Here is a 17,206-nt window from a genome sequence, read left to right as displayed (position 1 = left end):
CACTGTCCCATGCAGTCCGGCCGCAAGGCGACCTCGTCGGGAAGCGGCAGGACCAACCCGCCCGAGGCGTGGGTCTGGTCGAGTGAATCCACCCACCCGGTCCTGGTATCGATCGAGGTCTTCACTAGCGCGGCCAACAAGGGGCGCCAGATCATGCCGCAGCGCCCAGAGAGCATCGTCAGGTGCCGATCGGCATCCTCGCCCTCCATAGAGAGATCGCCGCCTGGACGATCGAGGAGGTGAGGGCGACCGGTGACGCCGAATTCGGCCTGCGCTCTGGCCGGGGACCTTGGGGAACGCCTGAACCCACTCGTTGTGCGGTCACGGCTACCCGGAGGACGACGAGGACGTGGGGCGGCGGTTGACATTCCAAGGGCCGACCTTCTTGCAGATCCGCGTGATCTCGTCGTTGGCCTTGATGGCGCGGTCGCCCTCGTCCATCGACTTCTGCAGGTCCTCGGCGGTCAGGGTGACACCCTTCCTGCGCGCGACGAGGTCCCAGTGGTCGGCCACGATGCCCAGCTGCTCGTCCAGGCGCTTATCGTCCACAGCCGGCTGCAATGCTCGCACTTGGGCGGCGAAGGTGGCCTCGTCGAAGTCGACCGTGATCGGCTTGTTGATCAGCGCGTTGATCTTGGCGCAGTCGGAGGCGAGCTGCTTCTCTCCGCCGGTCGAGCAGGCGGCCAGCGACAGCACTAGGACAAGCAGATATGCGTACTTCACCCCGGGGATGATCGCAGACGGAGGCGGGCGGCGATAGACCAGCTGCCCTGGGGAGTGCTGGGGCGGGATCCGGCGGACGGGCGGTGGCCGCGAGCCGCGTGCAGACGGCTTCGGACATCACGGCGTCGACGACCGCACGCTCTGGATGTCGCGGATGTGGCATTCAGGACAGCGGGGACGTGCCTCGCCAACGACGCATACGCGCCAAGCTTCCCGTACGCATGGACGGTGCCTTGTGTTATGACCGCGGCTTCGTGGCGCGTTATCTGCTGAAGTAGCTGTGGAGGGCCGAGATGCAGGCGGCCTGACGGGTGCGATCGTGCGGGAAGCGGCGGTGGCACTCGCGACCGACCCAGGCCGGCGGCTTACGGCTGTGGGCTGCCTTGTGATGCCGGGGCCGGGGCCGGGGCCGGGGCCGGGGTCGGGCGTGGGGTTGGCGGTGGGTTCCGTGCCGGGGTTTCCCCGTTTCTCGTCGCAGATTTGCGGCGTTGCGGCGGGTCGACGTTGGGGTCTGTGCCGTGAAGGCGCTGGGGGACGGATCGAGCCGTGGGCGCCGCCGGGCCTCGTGGCTCAGTTCTTGGTGGCGCGGCGGGGAGGGCGCCGGGCGTGCGGGGTCTGCCGATGAACTCGGCTGCGGGCGCTTGATCGCGCCGGTTGCGATGTCGTCGCTGGTGGGTGACGGCGTCGTGTGAGACTGCCCGGCGAGAGTCAAGGCGAGGGCTGCCGCAGAGGAGGCCAGTACGCCGGTGACCACGGAAACCAGCCATCTGCGGCGGTGCTGGCGCTGGTGACGTCGCCGGCGAGGGGCAACGCGCCAAGGCTCGTGCGGTTCCAGGGGCGGGCCTGCTTCAGGGGCTGGGGACGGCATGCCTTGTGGCTACCAGGAGCGGCGGATTGGCCGCCGTGTGACTCGCCGTCCGTGGTTGTGGTTTGACTCTGGCGCCTTCCAGGTCTGGCGGCGTGACGCACGTTGAGAAGTTCAGTATTCGACCCGGAGTGCTCCTCTGGTCAAGTTCTGTGATTTGCGCGTTGCGCCCGGATAGCCTGGTGTGCGCTCGCTTGAACTCAATCGCTTGCATGAGCAGATTTACCGCCTTTCGGTTGTGGATAGATCTACCTTCCTTGGTTTTGTGTTGGGAAGACGAGTCGCTTCGCCTGCTCTACGATCACTCAACGTCCCAATCGCGGCACCTGTGGCGCGAAGCATTTGATCGAGCATGTGAGGGTGGAGACTTGGCGAGTATTGGTCGGCGGGTAGCTGTTGGGATCCACTGGCTAAGCCTCGCTGGTGCCGCCTTGGCCCTCTCCGCATGTAGTAGTACGCCGGAGGCGGTCGCCTTGCCTTCGGCGCCTGGCAGTGCGCCCTTGCCTTCGTCGTCCACGGCGGGGGACGAGAAGGCCGCGGCTGCGGCTTATGCGAATTTCGTCGCGATGCTGGAGCGGGCGGATTCTCTGCCCGCGGAATCTCGTAGGAAGCAACTCGCGACCGTTATGGCCGATCCTCAACTCTCGCGGGTGCTCCAACGCATCGACACGATGAAGAGCCATCACATCGCGACTTACGGTCACATCATCGTCGACGTGAAGAGCGTTCAACTGACCGCGAGTGGCGCCACAGTCTATGACTGTCAGGATTCCCGCAACTCGGGGCTTATGAACTCGCAGACGGGTAAGAAGCTCAACCGCGGTGTGCGGCAGGGGAACATAAAGGCCCTGCTGGTCAAGGCCGCTGACGGGCAGTGGCGGGTCAGCAAATCCATCACGATCGGTGAAGGGTGCTGACGGGTGCACGTTGCTTCACCCGTGCTCGGAGTCGGTCTGCTCGTGTCCTGCGCGGTCGCTGCGCCTCCGCCGCTGGATCCGATGCCACCGAACGCCAACTCGTTCAGCTACTACTACGGCGCCCAGGACGATGGGGCACCGGCGAGCGGTGGGCGAGCTCCTGCCGCTGCGCCGAAGGGCGGCCGCGCCAGCGTCTCGCAGGAGGCGAGGCCGCGTGATTGCCAGGAGTTGAGCCAGTACGTGCAGGTGGTCTGCTCGCCGGTGCATGAGGGCGGCAAGGCGCCCAAGGTCTCGCCGGCGAAGTTGGCGTTGACCAAGTGGGCGAGTATGCCGATTCCGGCACCGGTGGTGCGGACGGCGCCGCCTCGCCGGAGCGACGGGCTGGTGGGGCTGCCGGAATGGTTCTGGGTGACCAACTGGCGTCCGCTGAACGATCGCGTCACGGCTCGCAGCGTGTGGGTCGAGGTCACCGCTCGACCGCAGAGCATGACGATCGCGCCGGGTCCTGGCGAGCCGGTCGTTCGATGCGTGGGTCCTGGCGCTGCCTATGACAAGGCGCGGCCGGCCGCGGCACAGCATACGGATTGCTCGTACACGTTCGGCCGGTCTTCGCTTCATCAGCCCGGTCATGCGTACCGGGTGCGAGTGACGGTGATGTGGGGCGGTACGTGGCGGGGTTCGGATGGGTCTGGTGGTGCGCTTCCACCGTTGAGCCGGTCGACGAGTTTCCGGTTGCGGGTGGCCGAGGCGCAGGCGCTTTACGGATGAGGAGCGATATGAAGACGAACGGCCGGATGGGGCTGGGGCCTACCGCTTCCACATCCGCGGCCATGGGCGGTGCTGGTCCGGCGCCGCTCAAACGGTTGCCGCGACAGCGGCGTCCGGGGAACGTCGCGGGGGCGGCCGTCCTGGTAATCGTGGCGGCGGCGGTCAGCGTGTTTCTGTACCGCTCCTCCGACGAGCGGGTGCCCGTGGTGATGATCGCGCGGGACGTCGCGGTGGGGCACAAGTTCACGCAAGCGGATCTCGATAGCGCCGAGGTCGCGGTGGGCCCCGGAGTGACTGTGATTCCGGGGCGCCAGTTGAAGCAGGTCGTCGGGCAGCGCGCCGCCGTCGCGTTGCGGAAGGGGATGCTGCTGAGCGCGTCGCAACTGACGGCGCAGCCGTACCCTCCGGATGGACAGACGCTGGTGGCCGCGCGCTTGAAGCCCGGTGCGATGCCGCCTGGGCTGGCGCCGGGCTGGAGGGTCCGGGTGGTGTTCACCTCCGGCGACCAGGGCGAGGGCGCTACGGCCGGTGCTTCGCAGGCCCGTGCCTCTGCGCTGCGGGATGTCGCCGCGGTGGTGGACGAGGCGGAGGGGCCGGACTCCGAGGGCGCGACGACGGTGTCGTTGATGGTGCCCGACGCCGACAGCAGCACGGTCGCGCGGCAGGCGGCCGCCGGGATGGTCGCTCTCGTCGTGACGGAGAGGCTGGGCTGAACATGGCGCTGTACTGCATGGTCTCGCCGGGCGGGGCGCCGGGTGCGACGACTACCGCGCTGGGGGTGGCGTTGACCTGGCCGAGCCCGGTGCTGCTGGCCGAATGCGATCCGATGGGACGACGTGTGCTCCCGGGCTACGCGGCCGACCGGCTCAGCGAGTCGGCGGGGCCGGGCTTGCTCGGTCTGTCGATGGTGGCCGAGTCCGGCCCGCACGCTCGGCTGCCGCTGGAGGACTACGTGGTGTCCGTCCCCGGTGAGAAGCCGTTGGAACTGCTGCACGGCGTTCGTGATCCCCGGCACGGGGTGCGTCTGGGGCCGCTGTGGGGTCGGTTGTCCGAGGCCCTGGTCGCGCGGCGCGGCGATGTGATCGCCGATCTCGGACGCATTGGCGGCCGGGACACACCGAATGACCTGCTGCGGGCGGCGGACACCGTGATCATGGTGTTGAGACCGACGCTCGCGCAGGTCGACGCGGTCAGGCCGCGCCTCGATGCCCTGACGGGGCTGGTGGGTGAACGTACGACCGTCGGCCTGTGCCTGGTCGCGGATGGTCCGTACGGCGCGGCGGAGGTCGAACGGGCCCTGGGCGCGCCGGTGCTGGCGGAGTTGCCGTGGGCGCCGGCCGATGCCCGCGTCCTTTCGGACGGGGCTCGTCCCCGGAGAACCTTCCGAACCTCGCTGCTGCTTCGGTCGTTCACCTGTCTTGGTCGGCGGCTCCGTGCGACCAGTTCTTCCGCGTCCACAAATAGTGGACGGGCGGACGAGGAGGTCCTATCGGGTGCCGTCGCAGCGGGTGGGGGTGACCGGTGAGCGCGCCCGGCTGGGCGTTCGCCGGGCCGGAGGGATCGCACCGGGCGACCGGCGCCACCCTGGAGGCGCCGTCGGCCGGGGCGGGCGACGCGGACCTGCCAGCGGCGGCCCGTGAGGTGTCGAGGCAGCTCGCGGACGTCCTGGTCGATGGCGTTGACCCAGAACGTGCCCGGCATCTGATCGACGCGCAGGTGCAGGCGTGGGCGCAAGGCCAGTTGGAGACGGGCCGCGTGACGTCGGCCGAAGTGTTGGGTGAGGTTGCGCGGCGGGTGTTCGATCGCCGGTTCGGGCTCGGGCCGTTGCAGCCGTACCTGGAGCGTTCCGATGTGGAGAACATCGTCGTCAACGGCTGTCGGCAGACCTGGGTCACCTTCACCGACGGCGCCAAGAAGCCGGGACCGCCGGTCGCGGACACCGACGAAGAGCTCATCGAATGGGTCCAGCTGTTGGCGCGGCGCGGGAACACCGGGCGGGAGTTCTCCCACGCGTCGCCGCTGCTGGACGTCGCGCTCGCCGATGGCGTGCGGCTCGCGGTGGTGGGCTGGGTGTCTCGGCATCCGCACCTGGCGATCCGCGTGCACCGACTGGTGGACGTCACGCTCCCGCAGCTCACCCGCCTGGGCACCCTGACCGAACCCCTGGAGCAGTTCCTGCGCGCCGCGATCCGGGCGCGCCGCAACATCATCGTCTGCGGGGAGGTCAACACCGGCAAGACCACCCTCGTTCGCGCGCTGGCCAACGAGATCCCACCCGAGGAGCGGATCATCACGTTGGAGAGCGACTTCGAGCTGTTCCTGGACGACCCGCGCCTGGCGCACCGGCACCACGACGTCGTCGCCATGGAGGCCCGCCAGGCGAACGCCGAAGGCGCCGGCGAGGTACGTCTGCAGGACCTGGTGCCGGCCTGCCTGCGGCTGAATCCCGATCGGGTGATCGTGGGCGAGGCGCGGCACGGGGAGCTGGCTCCGATGCTGGAGGTGATGTACTCCGGGGCGCGCGGTTCGATGTGCACGCTCCACGTTCACCGGCCGGAGCATGTGTTCAGCCGCGTCGTCCAGCTCGGTCGCCGCGCCGACCTCGGCCTGGGTGCCGATGACGTGCACCTGATGTTCGGGCTGGCCGAGCCGCTGATCGTCTACCTGCGGCGCGACCAGGCAAGCAACGAACGGTTCGTCTCGCACGTGATGGAGATCGGGCCACCGGCGGACTCGGTGGAACCGACCCGCAACCTGGTCTTCAGTCCCGGCGCCGATGGACGCGCCACTCCGGCGGGCGGACACATCAGTGCAGCCCTCCTCGATGACCTGGTGAAGCAGGGACTCGATCCCGAGTCGCTGCAGTCCGGTTCCGAGATGCGGGGCTGGCTGTGATGACCATGCTCGCCGCCCTCGTCGGCCTGTGCTTCGCCGGGGCCGTTCTCCTGCTCGTGTCCGGTCCGCGGGGAACCGATGACGCGGAACGCCGGGTGCGTCCGCCATCGCGGTTGCAGGCGTTCGTGCGCTCGCCTCAGTGGCCGGGGCGCCGTAACCGGTTGGTCGCCGGTGTTGTGGCGGCCCTGGCGGTGTTCCTGCTGTCGGGGTGGCCGGTCGCGGCCGTTGCCGCTGGGGCCGGGGTGTACGCGGTGCCGCCGATGCTGTCGGGACGTGGGCCGCAGCGCCGGATCGCGCGGCTGGACGCGTTGGCGCAGTGGTCGCGGCGGCTGGCGGAGATGATCGGCGCCAGCCGGGGCTTGGAGCAGGCGCTGGCCGACAGCGCCCGTATTGCGCCCGAGGCGATCCGCGGGCCGGTGACCGTGCTGGCCAGGAGACTGAACAATCACGCCAATCCCGAGCAGTCGCTGCGGGCGTTCGCCGACGAGCTGGACGACCCGATCGCCGATCTGATCGCCTGCGCGCTGGTGCTGGCCGCCCGCCGTCGCGGTCCGGGGACGCGCGAGGCGTTGCGGCTGCTGGCCGACGCCGTCGAGCAGGAGGTCATCGTCCGCCGGGATGTCGAGGCCGAACGAGCCGGTCTGCGCACGACGCTGATCGTCATCGTGGGCTCGGTCATGGCCCTGAGCGTGCTGTTCGCCTCGTCCCAGACACTCGCCGCCCCCTACGGCACCGCGCTCGGACAGACGGTGCTCGCCGTGGTCGCGGCCATCTACGGCGCCGGCCTGTGGTGGATGCGGCGCCTCGCCGTCCTGTCGACCGGCGCGAGATTCATGCACACCACCGACCCGACCTTCGCCATCCCAGGAGCCAAGCCGTGATCGTTCTCGCCGCCCTTAGCGGGGTCTTGTGCGCCGCTGGCATCCTCATGTTCATCCGTGGGGTGTGGCCGGCGCCTCCGCGCTTGGACGCCGCTATGGCCCGAATCCAGCCCACACTGCTCCCCGCGCCACCGGCCGACGACCTGAAGACCGGCGAACGCCTCGGCCGATGGCTGGCCGAGCGCGTCGCACGTCCGGCCGGAACGTTCGCCGTACCCCGAGCCGACTTGGCACTGCTGGGACGCCCGGTCGGGCGCTTCATGCTCAACAAGCTCGTCCTGTTCATTACCGGGCTGGTCGTTCCGCCGGTCGCTGTCGGCCTGGTGGCCCTGGCCGGGGGCCCGGCGTCGTGGACGTTCCCGGTCGTCGCGGGGTTCGTCCTGGCCGCGGTCCTGTGGCTGGTCCCGGACTGGAACGTGCGGTCCCAGGCTCGTCAGCGCCGCCGCGACTTCCGGTACGCCTTCACGTCCTATCTGCAACTCGTCGTCCTGGAACGCGAAGCCGGAGCCGCGCTCAACGCCGCGCTGGAGAACCCGGCCAAGATCACCGAGGGATGGCCGTTCCAGCGGGTCCATGAGGCGTTGACGCGAGCCCGAAACGGCCAGGAGCAGCCTTGGCGGGCCCTGTCCCGGCTCGGTGAGGAGATCGGCGTCCGCGACCTGGTCGACCTGGCTCACACCGCTGAGATCGCCGGGAGCGAGGGCGCCAAGATGCACGACGTCCTGGTCGCCAAGATCACCTCCATGCGCCACGAGGCCTCCGCCTCCGCGCGCGCCGAGGCCAACTCCCGCACCACCGCCATGTGGGTGCCGACCAGCCTGCTCATGCTCGGCTTCGTGATCCTGGTCGGCTTCCCCTTCTTCTCCAAACTCCTGGCGTCCGGCTGACCAACTGGACTCCCAGCACGCCAGGACTTCCACACACGACGCATCGGGGGATGATGAACACGCTCAACGCTGCGGTGATGCGCGCCGCGCTCGCCGTCCACGAACGAGGACAGCGACTCGCCGCCGAGGTGCGGAACCGTGGCGACCGGGGATCCGGAGTGGTCGAGACGATCATCATCGTCGCGGGTTTCGCCGGACTGGCGTTCGTGGTCTACATGGCCGTCTCGAGCAAGGTGCACGGCTGGATCGGCAAGATCCCCGGATCCACCGGCCCGTGAACCAGCGCAAGATCAACCGGCGACAGCGGGACAGAGGATCGGCCACCGTCGCGACAGCGATTACCTTTCCCGCCGTAGGGCTGCTGTTCCTCGCGCTCACACAGGCGGTGATGGTTTCCGTTGCCCGCGATGTCGCGCAGTCGGCCGCCGAGGAGGGCCTGCGCGTCGCCCGCGCTCGCCAAGGCACCTTCGCTGGCGGCCGCGCCGCCGCGGCGTCCTTCGCCCGCGACGAGCCCGTCCTGCAGGCACCCGCCGTCACCGTGTCGGGCGCCAACACCATCGCCGTGCGGGTAACCGGCAGCGCCCCGTCGCTGCTGCCGGGCGTCAACATCACCGTGTCCAGGACGGCTCGCGGCGCCCGCGAACGGTTCACGACTCCCTCAGCTGGACCGACGTGAGCGGGAGGAACAGCGCCGCGCCCGCTCGTCCGGACCGGACGCGGGACGCGGGAAACGCGGTGGTCGAGACCGCGATCCTCGCGCCCGTCTTCATCATCTTTCTGGCCGGGCTGCTCCTGGTGATGCGCGTCGTGCACGGCAGCGCGGTGGTCGCACAGGCCGCCGCCGACGCCGCACGCCAAGCGTCCATCGCCCGCACCACCGGCCAGGCCCGCACCGACGCGACCGCCAGCGCGATGCGCACCCTGCACGACCGGGGCCTGCACTGCACACCGTCCGTCCGGCTCGACCTGTCCGGCTTTCACCGGCCAGTCGGGCAGGCGACGACGGTGTCAGCGCGCGTGACATGTGTGATCAAGCTGAGCGACCTCGCGCTTACCTGGATGCCGGGCTCACGAACGGTTACCAAGACCCACCGGTCGCAAATCGACCCCTACAGGGCCACTCGGTGAGCGCCATCGCCTCGGCACGGTCACGCATTTGCGAATTCGCGCAGTCCGACCGCGGAAGCGTGAGCGTCTTCGCCGTCATCATCACCCTGGTCATCGTGGTGTTCTTCGGCGCCGTCGTCGACTTCGAGCAGGTCCTGGAAGCCCGGCAGGACGCCGGCACCGCCGCCCAAGAAGCCGCTCGCGCCGGAGCCGGACGCGTCGACCTCGACCGTGCCTACAAGCGTGGCCGGTTCATCGTGGACCGCCAGGCCGCGCTACGCGGTGCCCGCTCCTACCTGAGCGCCGGAGGCTACATCGGCACCGCGACCATCACCGGAACCCACACCATCCAGGTGCACGTCGCCATCGCCCGACCCGCGCGCTTCCTCTCCCTGATCGGGATCTCCACCCTGCACGCCGACGCAGACGCGACCGCCAACCTGACCACCGGAGTGGAAGGACCCCACCAGCCATGACCTACACCGGTACGAGCCGCCTCGCCGACTTCGTGCGCGGGCTCGGCGCCCTCATGGTCTTCGGCTTCCTGCTGGTCGGGTCCCCGGTCGCGATGTACAAGATGAACGGATCTCCCATCCCCGACAGAATCCCGTCCGGGGAGGAGATCCGCCTCGTCCTGATGCGGCAGGACACCGACCACAGCGTGTTCCTGGCAACGCTCTGGCTCATCGGCTGGGGAGCCTGGTGCGTGTTCGTACTCAGCGTCTGCGCCGACGTGATCAGCTTCCTGGTCGGACGAGAGACGCCTCTCCTCCCGCGCCCGGTCCGGCCGCTGCAGCAATTGACCCGCGAACTGATCACAACCGCTGCGCTCGCCTTCAGCGTCGCCGCGTCGCTCGCCACGTCTGCCTCCGCCGCGACGGACGTCCACGCCGCGACCGGCGTCCATGCGGCCGCCGACCCTCAACCCAACGCTCCCGGTCACCTGTCGTCGGGGCACGCCACACCGGAACCGGAGCCGACTGCATCCGAATGGACGCCACTGCTCGCCAACGAGGCACCGCCCGGCCCGGAGACTGGCGGTCATCCTTGGCAGACGCACACCGTCAAGCGAGGCGACACCCTGTGGAATCTCGCCCGCCGCATCTACGGTTCAGGCGCCCAGTACCCCAAGATCTTCAAGGCCAGCCAGGGCATCAAGCAGCCCCATGGAGCCCCCGCTCTCACCGACCCTGACGTCCTCCACCCCGGGCAACGTGTCCGGCTTCCACGGCTCGGAAGCCCGAAGAGCGCGTCTTCGCCGCCGCGAACGACACCGCATGCGGCCAGACCCTCGGCCCCGCCGAAGCACGGCAAGACGAGTGACGCCCGAACGCCGCCGACCCTGCGCTCATCATCCGTCGAGACGAGGCCCTCGGAGGTGCCGGCCCCGGTCGTGGCGCCGCCCGCCAGCCCAGCACCGTCGACACCGCACCACCAGGGCGATCACCAGGACGACCACCATTCACCGCAGGCGATCTCCCTATCGTCCGGCTCCTGGATCGGTATCGGTCTCGCCGCCGCGCTCAGTGTCGCCGTGGCCGCCACCCGCTTGCACAGGCGCCGCCGACGTCCGATCAACACCGACTCGAACTCGTGGGGACGCGCCACCGAGCCTCCGATCCCGGACTCCGTCCGCAAGGCCCGCCAAGCCCACATGTCCACCTACGCCGACCGTGACGTTCGTCTTCCGTCCGACCCCGAACTCGTCCGCGAAGACCTGGAGGCGGCGGAGCCCAACCACCTCGTCATAGGTGTGCGCGACGGGCACGCGGTCGCCGTGCCGCTGGCCGGCCTCAGCCTCGGCCTGTCGGGAGACGGTGCCCACGCGGCGGCCCGGGCCATCACCACCGAGCTCCTGGCCAAGGCGCACCGGTACCGCGCCGAGATCGTCATTCCGCGGGCCGACGCACAAGCGCTCTTCCCAGGGGAGGACATCACCGACCTGGCTGCGGCGCTCGATGCCTGCACCATCACGCCGTCCCTACCCGAGGCGACCAGCCACCTGGAAGCCGAACTCCTGCATCGCGGCCGACTGTTGGCGATGACTGACCTACCTGACGTGCCCTCCCTGCGCGCCGCCGACCCCGCCGAGCCCCTGCCTACCGTGATGCTGATCGCGTCGGTCCCCGAGCAGGATGCCGGCGCCGTGCACGTCCTCTCCACACTCGGCCACCGCCACAACATCGGCGTCCTGGTCCTCGGTGCCTGGCCGTCAGGCACCAGCGTGGAACTCTCCGGCGACGCGACCGTCACGAATGCTCACGGCCCCGATGCCGGACGGTTCACCGGCTCCCGCCTGTTCCAACTGACCACCGACGACGCCGCCGGCATGCTGCAGACCATCCGAACCGCCACCGGCACCGAGCCCGGCGTTCTAACTCCGCCACCGAACACGAATCCAGAGCCGGACCCGGAACCGCACGTCGTCCCGGCCGTCGTCCCGCCACCACGCCCGTCGGGAGAAACCGGTGGTCCACCCGCTCGCCTGGACGTTCTCGGACACGTTTGCCTGCGCACCCCAGACGGCCCCATCAACACCGGCCTACGCCGGAGCGCTCGCAGCCTGCTCGCCTACCTGTCCCTGCATCCGGATGGCGTCGCCCGCGACACAGCCACGGCCGAGCTTTGGCCGGACCTCAACCCCAAGAGCGCCGTCACGAGATTTAACAGCGCGGTCACGAATATCCGCAGCGTCCTTCGGGCCACGACCGGTGGTCAAACCATGTACATCATCCACAGCGACGGTCGTTACCGTGTGGACCCCGGCGCGGTCGGCGTCGACCTATGGGCACTGACCTCCGCCGTCGCCGATGCCCGGCAGGCCACCGACGACGCCGCTCGCATTAAGGCGCTGACGCTCGCCGTCGACCTTTACACGGGTGAGTTCGCCAGCGGCATCTCAGGAGCATGGGTCGAAGCCCACCGTGAGCACCTTCGCCGCGCCATCGGCAACGCCTGTACAGACCTCGCCCAGCTCCTCCAGGAGAACGATCCGCAACAAGCGTTGGCGGCGCTGGAGCAGGCCATCACCCACGACCCCTACGCCGAACCGCTCTATCAGCACATCATGCGACTGCAAGCCCGCCTGAACCGCCCGGACGCTGTCCAGCGTACCTACCGGTTCCTCGCTGTCCGCCTCGAGGAGATCGACGCCGAACCCAGCGACGAGAGCCGCAAGCTCGCCAACTTCCCCGCACAGACGTTGAAGCGGACGTGAAGTGGCCACTGACAGTCCCGTCCGGACCGACATCGACGAAGAACCCGTTCCTCTGGCCGACAAAAGGACGCTCAGTACGACGTCGCTCGGGCGCCCGGTACGCGATTCAGGCGCAGCCGCTTACACAAGCCGCCCCTCGGCCGCATCGGGGGCGATTGAAAACCGTGCTGAGAAGCCTCGGCCGTAGAACTCACAGTCTGGGTTCACGGTCGGGTAGCCAGCGAGGTGCTGCCACTCGCACTGATGCGGCGTACCGGGACGCTCTTCCTCCGGCATGGTCTGCTCGGTTCCGTTGAGCGGCCGCCTCTTTCCATGCCTGACCTGCGCACACTCTAGGATCCCTCCATGCTGCGCATGTTGCCCCTCGTGGTCACCTCTGTCCTGTTTGCTCTGACTGCCTGCGGTGGGGCCGAGCATCCGAAGAGTCCCTCTGCCGCATCCGCCAAGCCGACGGCCAGCTCCTCCAAAGATGGCATCGTGCTGATCAGGGACGCCGATGGGTCGACCACCACCTACCGTGAAGTCGTTGAGAACATCAAGCAGGGGAGCATCGAAGAAGCCGGTGAGCCTGCGGAGTGGCACAGCTTCTGCGAGCGAGTCATCTCAACCGGCCGCCTCGAAGGTGCACAGTTCCCGGCGGGAGAAGACCTGGCGATCGAAGCCTGCAAGAAGGGGCTGGAAGCCCGCCGCCAGCAGGAGAACAACGCCATCCAGCCTGCAGACACCCCCAAAGAACAGAAGTTCGTCCTGGTTGATACCACAACGGGCGCGACCACGACCTACACCCAACTGGTTCAGAAGATCGCTAAGGGGCAGCGCGTCACTGATGACGAGATCCCCGATGCCGGCGGGGACTGCCGGAGCCTACTGACCCATCTCATCACCTACGCGGACGTCGACTTCCCGAACGGCGACGAGCTTTTCATCGAGGCCTGCGAAGCAGGGGAAAAGATGAAGTAGTGGCTCCTTTCGCAACCGTGGCGCCTGCGAGGAGAGGCGGATACTAAATGCCAGATGCGCCTGCCCGTGTAAAATGCCTGGTCGGGCTTGACATGCCGATCCGAGCTGTTCCTTGATGGTCGCCGGTTCGCCGCGCTGATTCGCCGTCAATGGGACACGGCGGCGCGGCGGCCGGTCAGGAGGAATCAGGGAATGGTGAGATTCAACCTCGAACCCGCGGCCTCGGTGATGGGCGCGTCGATGTCATGGCGCCGCGTCTTCCCGGGGCGAGTGGACCAGATCCCGCTGGCGAGGCAGTTCGCGATGTTCCTGTTCGCCGAGACCTCGATTGCTGCGGAAGTGGGGTTCGTGGTGACGGAGCTGTCCACGAACGCGGTTCGGCACACCCGCTCGGGGCAGCAGGGCGGTCGGTTCACCGTCGAGCTGGTGCTCGGCGGCCTGGCCTACGTCGGTGTCAGTGACCTCGGCGGGGGCGGGTACCCGACGGTGCGGCATGACCCGCTGAACGGTCCGGTCGAGGCCGAGGGCGGGCGTGGGCTGCGGGCTGTTTCGCAGATGGCCGCGATGCTCGGCGTCCACGGGAGCCCGATCGAGGGTCACACGGTCTGGGCGGACCTGATCTGTCTCGACAAGCCGTACGATGACCCGCCGCTGGTCACACCCGCTGCCCCAGCCGCATAGGGCGAGACCAGCCTGGGGTTAGCAGGCTGGTCCCGCACCTTCAGGCTAGGACTGCGCTCGGGCCCTGTCTGCACCTTCGCCAGGTGCGGACAGGGCCTTTGCCTGTGCACCGGGCGACGGAGGGTGGGGCAGTCGGGGGGTTGGTCGGTGGGGCGATCGGGGGTGCGCCTATGGTCGCCCGGCTCGCATCGTCGCGTCTGCACAGGTCAGGGCGTGTTCAGGGTGGGGCGTCGGTGCGCCCGGATATCCCCCAGAGGGGGAGAGTGTAGGGGTGCGGCCGCTCGCACTGAAGCTCCACTTCTTTTCCTATGGGGCCTCCTCCTCCGCCTTTTATTATTCCCCCGAATATCCGTAAGGGTGTCAGTGTCATTGCCTGTGCATGCCGAGAGTGATGAGAGACGTGCGCGACGCACCGAGTCGACGCCCATCGGGCGGCTAGCGGGACGCACGAGTGTGGCGCAACGGCATGAGAAGGCTGTGTCGAGATTCGACAGAGGTCGCCAAAGCCGGCCCGGTCATTAAAATGTTGTTTACTGAGGTAAGCCTCTCCAGCCGTTCGGGCGACACAATTCGTCGGCGCTCCGTGTTGCATTAGCCGCGACGTCGAGAAATGGTCGTCATGGCGGACGACGCCGGGCGGGAAAGTCCCGCCGAACCGGCCGCCATTCAGGAGGCAGAAACAATGGCGAACACCAACACCACCGCGACCACTGACACGGCCACCACCGCCCCGGCGGATGGTACGGCGGACGGGCGTCCGGACGGGGCGGCCGGGGCGGTGTGGGACGCGCTGAACGCCGCGCCGGACGGTGCGACCGTGTCGGCGCTGGCCGTGGCGTCTGGCAGCAGCCGCGCGACGGTGACCAAGGCCCTGACGGCGTTCGCGGACGCCGGACGCGCGGTCCGGGCGCGCGGTGAGGGCACCGGCCGGGGCCGCACGCCGGACGTGTGGGCGCCAGTCGCCCCCACGGCCACCACGGGTGCGATGGACACCACCGGTGCCGGTGACACCGCCCCGGCGGCCCCGGCGGACGACACGGCCACCGACGCCGCGCCGTCGCCGGGCGCCGCCGGAACGGGCGTCATCTCACCGGACACCCTGGCCACGGCGATGCAGGTGCTGGCCGAGGAGGCGGACCGGCGGGCGGCGGCGGCCGAGTCGCTGCGCCTTGCGCAGGAGGAGGAGGCCGAACGGCGCGCGCGGGTCGACGCCGAACTGCGGAAGGCCGAGAAGCGCGAAACCGCCCGCGTGATCCTGACCGACCTTCTCAGCACGGTCACCACGACCCTCGCCGCGATCGCGGCCGACGACGACGAGCAGGTGACGCGCGGCATGGAGGACATCGCGCGGTACGCCGGTAGCGTCCGCCGGACCACGCGCACCACCACCGGCGCCCGGACGGGCACCGGGACGCGGACGCCGCGCGCGGCGGGTGACCGTGGCGCGCCGTCGCCGCTGCGGCCCCTGGTTGCCGGGCACCTGAACGCGTTCCCCGGCCTGGAATTCACGCCCGGTGAGATCGCCAAGGTGCTCGACCGGTCATCCGGCGCCGTCGCCAACGCCCTGGACACCCTCGTCGGGCGGGGTGAGGCGGTCCTGACGTGCGAGCGCCCGCGCCGATTCCGCGCGGCCAACCCCGCCACCGACCGCGCCACCGGGGATGGCAGCACCACCGGCACGGACGCCGGTAGCCCTGACGGGGACAGCACGAACGCCGCGTGACCCCGTAGGGCGGGGCGGACGGGTGGTAGCCCGTCCGCCCCGTCATGACCGGGCCCTATGGGCCACGTCCCCAGCCAATGAGGTTGTCATGACGAAGGAGACGCTACATGTCCGGTGACCAGGTCGACAGCACCTCGGGCGACACGGCGCACGACCCGTACGACCAGGTGTTCGTCCTGCTCGGGTGGGCATGGGACGTCGCGGCCGCCGCACGGGCGGCCGCCCGCTACCCCGTCACGGGCGCGAACGTTGCTGAGATCAGCGGGCTCGGTGCCATCATCCGGATCGACGCGGAACATGCGGCGACGGTGGATCTGTCCCGCCCGCTGCTGGCCGTGCCGATCCCGCACCCCGACCGGCCGATCGTGATCGACGGGTGGCACCGGATCCACAAGGCCCGGCAGACCGGCGTCACCGAACTGCCGATCATCATCTTGGACGAGGCCGACGAACGGGCCTGCCGACTCATGGGCGGCGGCATCGACCGGCGCGGGTAGACCGGCAGGCGAACCACACACCGCACCACGCATGAAGGGGCCCGGGTAGGCGGAACGCCACCCGGGCCCCGTGCGCGCCGTGGCCGGTGCGGCCCCGTGCGCGCCGTGGCCGGTGCGGCCCCGTGCGCGCCGTGGCCGGTGCGGCCCCGTGCGCGCCGTGGCCGGTGCGGCCCCGGTGCGCGCCGTGGCCGGTGCGGCCCCGTGCGCGCCGTGGCCGGTGCGCGTTGCTCGGCACGAGCACAATTAGAAAAAGCTTCTTGTGCGTTCAGCTAGAGCGACAGCTTGCGCATCGAATTTCATGCGGCGAAGGGATTCCAGCAGGATCGTTATTCCTTCGGATTGATCGACTGGCGCATCAGCTGCGGCACGCCTGGCCAGAGTTGATGCCATTGCTGGCATTGGCTTGAGCGCATGAAGTAGTTTGGCTACATCAGCCGGGGCGGAAAGGCTTGTCTTGCTTACAGCGCGGTCGGCTAGAGTTGCCGATTGCATGGGCAAGTTAAATTCTTGTAGAACTATCAAAAGGTCGGCGATAGGTGCCGGCTGCTCGACCGGGACGTTCCAAACTGCTCGTTTGGCCAAGATTATGGCTTGGGACGTAAGTTTTCGCTCTCGCATCACTTCGAGCAGGATGGCGACATCTGCTGGCTGATCCAGTGAGGTTTTAACAGCAGCACGATCAGCCAAAGCTGCAGCCTTTGCATGGGCGTGATCGGCAAGGAGTGCGAGAAGGATCGCTACCGATCCAGGGGGGCCAATGGGGGCGTCAGGAACTGAAGCACGCGCCATCAACATATTGCACTGGGTAGCCGCTCCGAGCGCTCGCATAATGTTCAGGAGTTCGGCGACTTCTGCGGGGTGGTCGAGTGGCGCATCGTTGGCGGCACGCGCGGCCAAGGCGACCTTTTGGTTGTCGAGTCGCAGATCGCTGAAGGCGTTCAGGAGTTCGGCGATTTCGGCGGGGTGGTCGAGTGGCGCATCGTTGGCGGCACGCGCGGCCAAGGCGACCTTTTGGTTGTCGAGTCGCAGATCGCTGAAGGCGTTCAGGAGTTCGGCGATTTCGGCGGGGTGGTCGAGTGGCGCAT

The 17,206-nt window shown here is 68.8% G+C and carries 18 protein-coding genes; 16 read left to right on the top strand and 2 right to left on the bottom strand.

The features are described from left to right. Positions 1-327 precede the first annotated feature (327 nt). On the bottom strand, positions 328-723 hold the full coding sequence (locus J4709_RS51385) for a hypothetical protein (RefSeq protein ID WP_208252840.1): 396 nt from the start codon (positions 721-723) through the stop codon (positions 328-330). A 1,296-nt stretch (positions 724-2,019) separates the two neighbouring features. Between J4709_RS51385 and J4709_RS51380 the strand changes: the two genes are divergently transcribed. The 16 genes from J4709_RS51380 (at position 2,020) to J4709_RS51305 (ending at position 16,121) form a co-directional block, all read left to right on the top strand. Then, complete coding sequence (locus tag J4709_RS51380) at positions 2,020-2,505, top strand: hypothetical protein (protein WP_208252839.1); 486 nt, start codon at positions 2,020-2,022, stop codon at positions 2,503-2,505. An 81-nt stretch (positions 2,506-2,586) separates the two neighbouring features. After that, the gene (locus J4709_RS51375; protein ID WP_208252838.1) at positions 2,587-3,273 is read left to right on the top strand and encodes a hypothetical protein; all 687 of its coding nucleotides are present in this window, start codon (positions 2,587-2,589) and stop codon (positions 3,271-3,273) included. A gap of 8 nt (positions 3,274-3,281) precedes the next feature. Further along, entirely contained in the window at positions 3,282-3,986 is a 705-nt protein-coding gene (locus tag J4709_RS51370) for an SAF domain-containing protein (RefSeq protein WP_208252837.1), read from the top strand. A gap of 2 nt (positions 3,987-3,988) precedes the next feature. After that, complete coding sequence (locus J4709_RS51365; protein WP_208252836.1) at positions 3,989-4,798, top strand: hypothetical protein; 810 nt, start codon at positions 3,989-3,991, stop codon at positions 4,796-4,798. Beyond that, the gene (locus tag J4709_RS51360; protein WP_208252835.1) at positions 4,795-6,168 is read left to right on the top strand and encodes a TadA family conjugal transfer-associated ATPase; all 1,374 of its coding nucleotides are present in this window, start codon (positions 4,795-4,797) and stop codon (positions 6,166-6,168) included. The genes J4709_RS51365 and J4709_RS51360 overlap by 4 nt, the downstream gene beginning before the upstream one ends. Positions 6,169-6,329: 161 nt before the next feature. Further along, a complete protein-coding gene (locus J4709_RS51355) occupies positions 6,330-7,049 on the top strand; it encodes a type II secretion system F family protein (protein ID WP_208252834.1) in 720 nt (239 codons plus the stop codon). Between the two features lie 95 nt (positions 7,050-7,144). Further along, a complete protein-coding gene (locus J4709_RS51350) occupies positions 7,145-7,936 on the top strand; it encodes a type II secretion system F family protein (protein WP_208252833.1) in 792 nt (263 codons plus the stop codon). A gap of 50 nt (positions 7,937-7,986) precedes the next feature. Further along, on the top strand, positions 7,987-8,214 hold the full coding sequence (locus J4709_RS51345; RefSeq protein ID WP_208252832.1) for a hypothetical protein: 228 nt from the start codon (positions 7,987-7,989) through the stop codon (positions 8,212-8,214). Then, entirely contained in the window at positions 8,211-8,612 is a 402-nt protein-coding gene (locus J4709_RS51340; RefSeq protein ID WP_208252831.1) for a TadE/TadG family type IV pilus assembly protein, read from the top strand. The genes J4709_RS51345 and J4709_RS51340 overlap by 4 nt, the downstream gene beginning before the upstream one ends. Positions 8,613-8,671: 59 nt before the next feature. Then, positions 8,672-9,064: a TadE/TadG family type IV pilus assembly protein gene (locus J4709_RS51335; protein WP_208252830.1), complete on the top strand. Its 393-nt coding sequence runs from the start codon at positions 8,672-8,674 to the stop codon at positions 9,062-9,064. Further along, a complete protein-coding gene (locus J4709_RS51330) occupies positions 9,061-9,519 on the top strand; it encodes a pilus assembly protein TadG-related protein (protein ID WP_208252829.1) in 459 nt (152 codons plus the stop codon). The genes J4709_RS51335 and J4709_RS51330 overlap by 4 nt, the downstream gene beginning before the upstream one ends. After that, positions 9,516-12,260 carry an AfsR/SARP family transcriptional regulator gene (locus J4709_RS51325; RefSeq protein ID WP_208252828.1) on the top strand — a complete coding sequence of 915 codons (2,745 nt, stop codon included), beginning with the start codon at positions 9,516-9,518 and terminating at the stop codon, positions 12,258-12,260. The genes J4709_RS51330 and J4709_RS51325 overlap by 4 nt, the downstream gene beginning before the upstream one ends. 345 nt (positions 12,261-12,605) lie before the next feature. Next, on the top strand, positions 12,606-13,220 hold the full coding sequence (locus tag J4709_RS51320) for a hypothetical protein (protein ID WP_208252827.1): 615 nt from the start codon (positions 12,606-12,608) through the stop codon (positions 13,218-13,220). Between the two features lie 192 nt (positions 13,221-13,412). Then, on the top strand, positions 13,413-13,901 hold the full coding sequence (locus J4709_RS51315) for an ATP-binding protein (RefSeq protein WP_232385374.1): 489 nt from the start codon (positions 13,413-13,415) through the stop codon (positions 13,899-13,901). A 682-nt stretch (positions 13,902-14,583) separates the two neighbouring features. Next, a complete protein-coding gene (locus tag J4709_RS51310) occupies positions 14,584-15,624 on the top strand; it encodes a hypothetical protein (RefSeq protein ID WP_208252826.1) in 1,041 nt (346 codons plus the stop codon). A 107-nt stretch (positions 15,625-15,731) separates the two neighbouring features. After that, positions 15,732-16,121: a hypothetical protein gene (locus J4709_RS51305; protein WP_208252825.1), complete on the top strand. Its 390-nt coding sequence runs from the start codon at positions 15,732-15,734 to the stop codon at positions 16,119-16,121. 243 nt (positions 16,122-16,364) lie between these two features. On the opposite strand, the gene J4709_RS51300 is transcribed toward J4709_RS51305, so the two are convergent. Continuing rightward, on the bottom strand, positions 16,365-17,206 hold an 842-nt coding region (locus tag J4709_RS51300; RefSeq protein WP_208252824.1), incomplete at its 5' end, for a hypothetical protein.

It is taken from the genome of Actinomadura violacea, from assembly GCF_017573465.1.
GTDB lineage: Bacteria > Actinomycetota > Actinomycetes > Streptosporangiales > Streptosporangiaceae > Spirillospora > Spirillospora violacea.
Note: the sequence above shows the minus strand (reverse complement) of the source record. Positions and strands in the feature narration are given on the sequence as shown.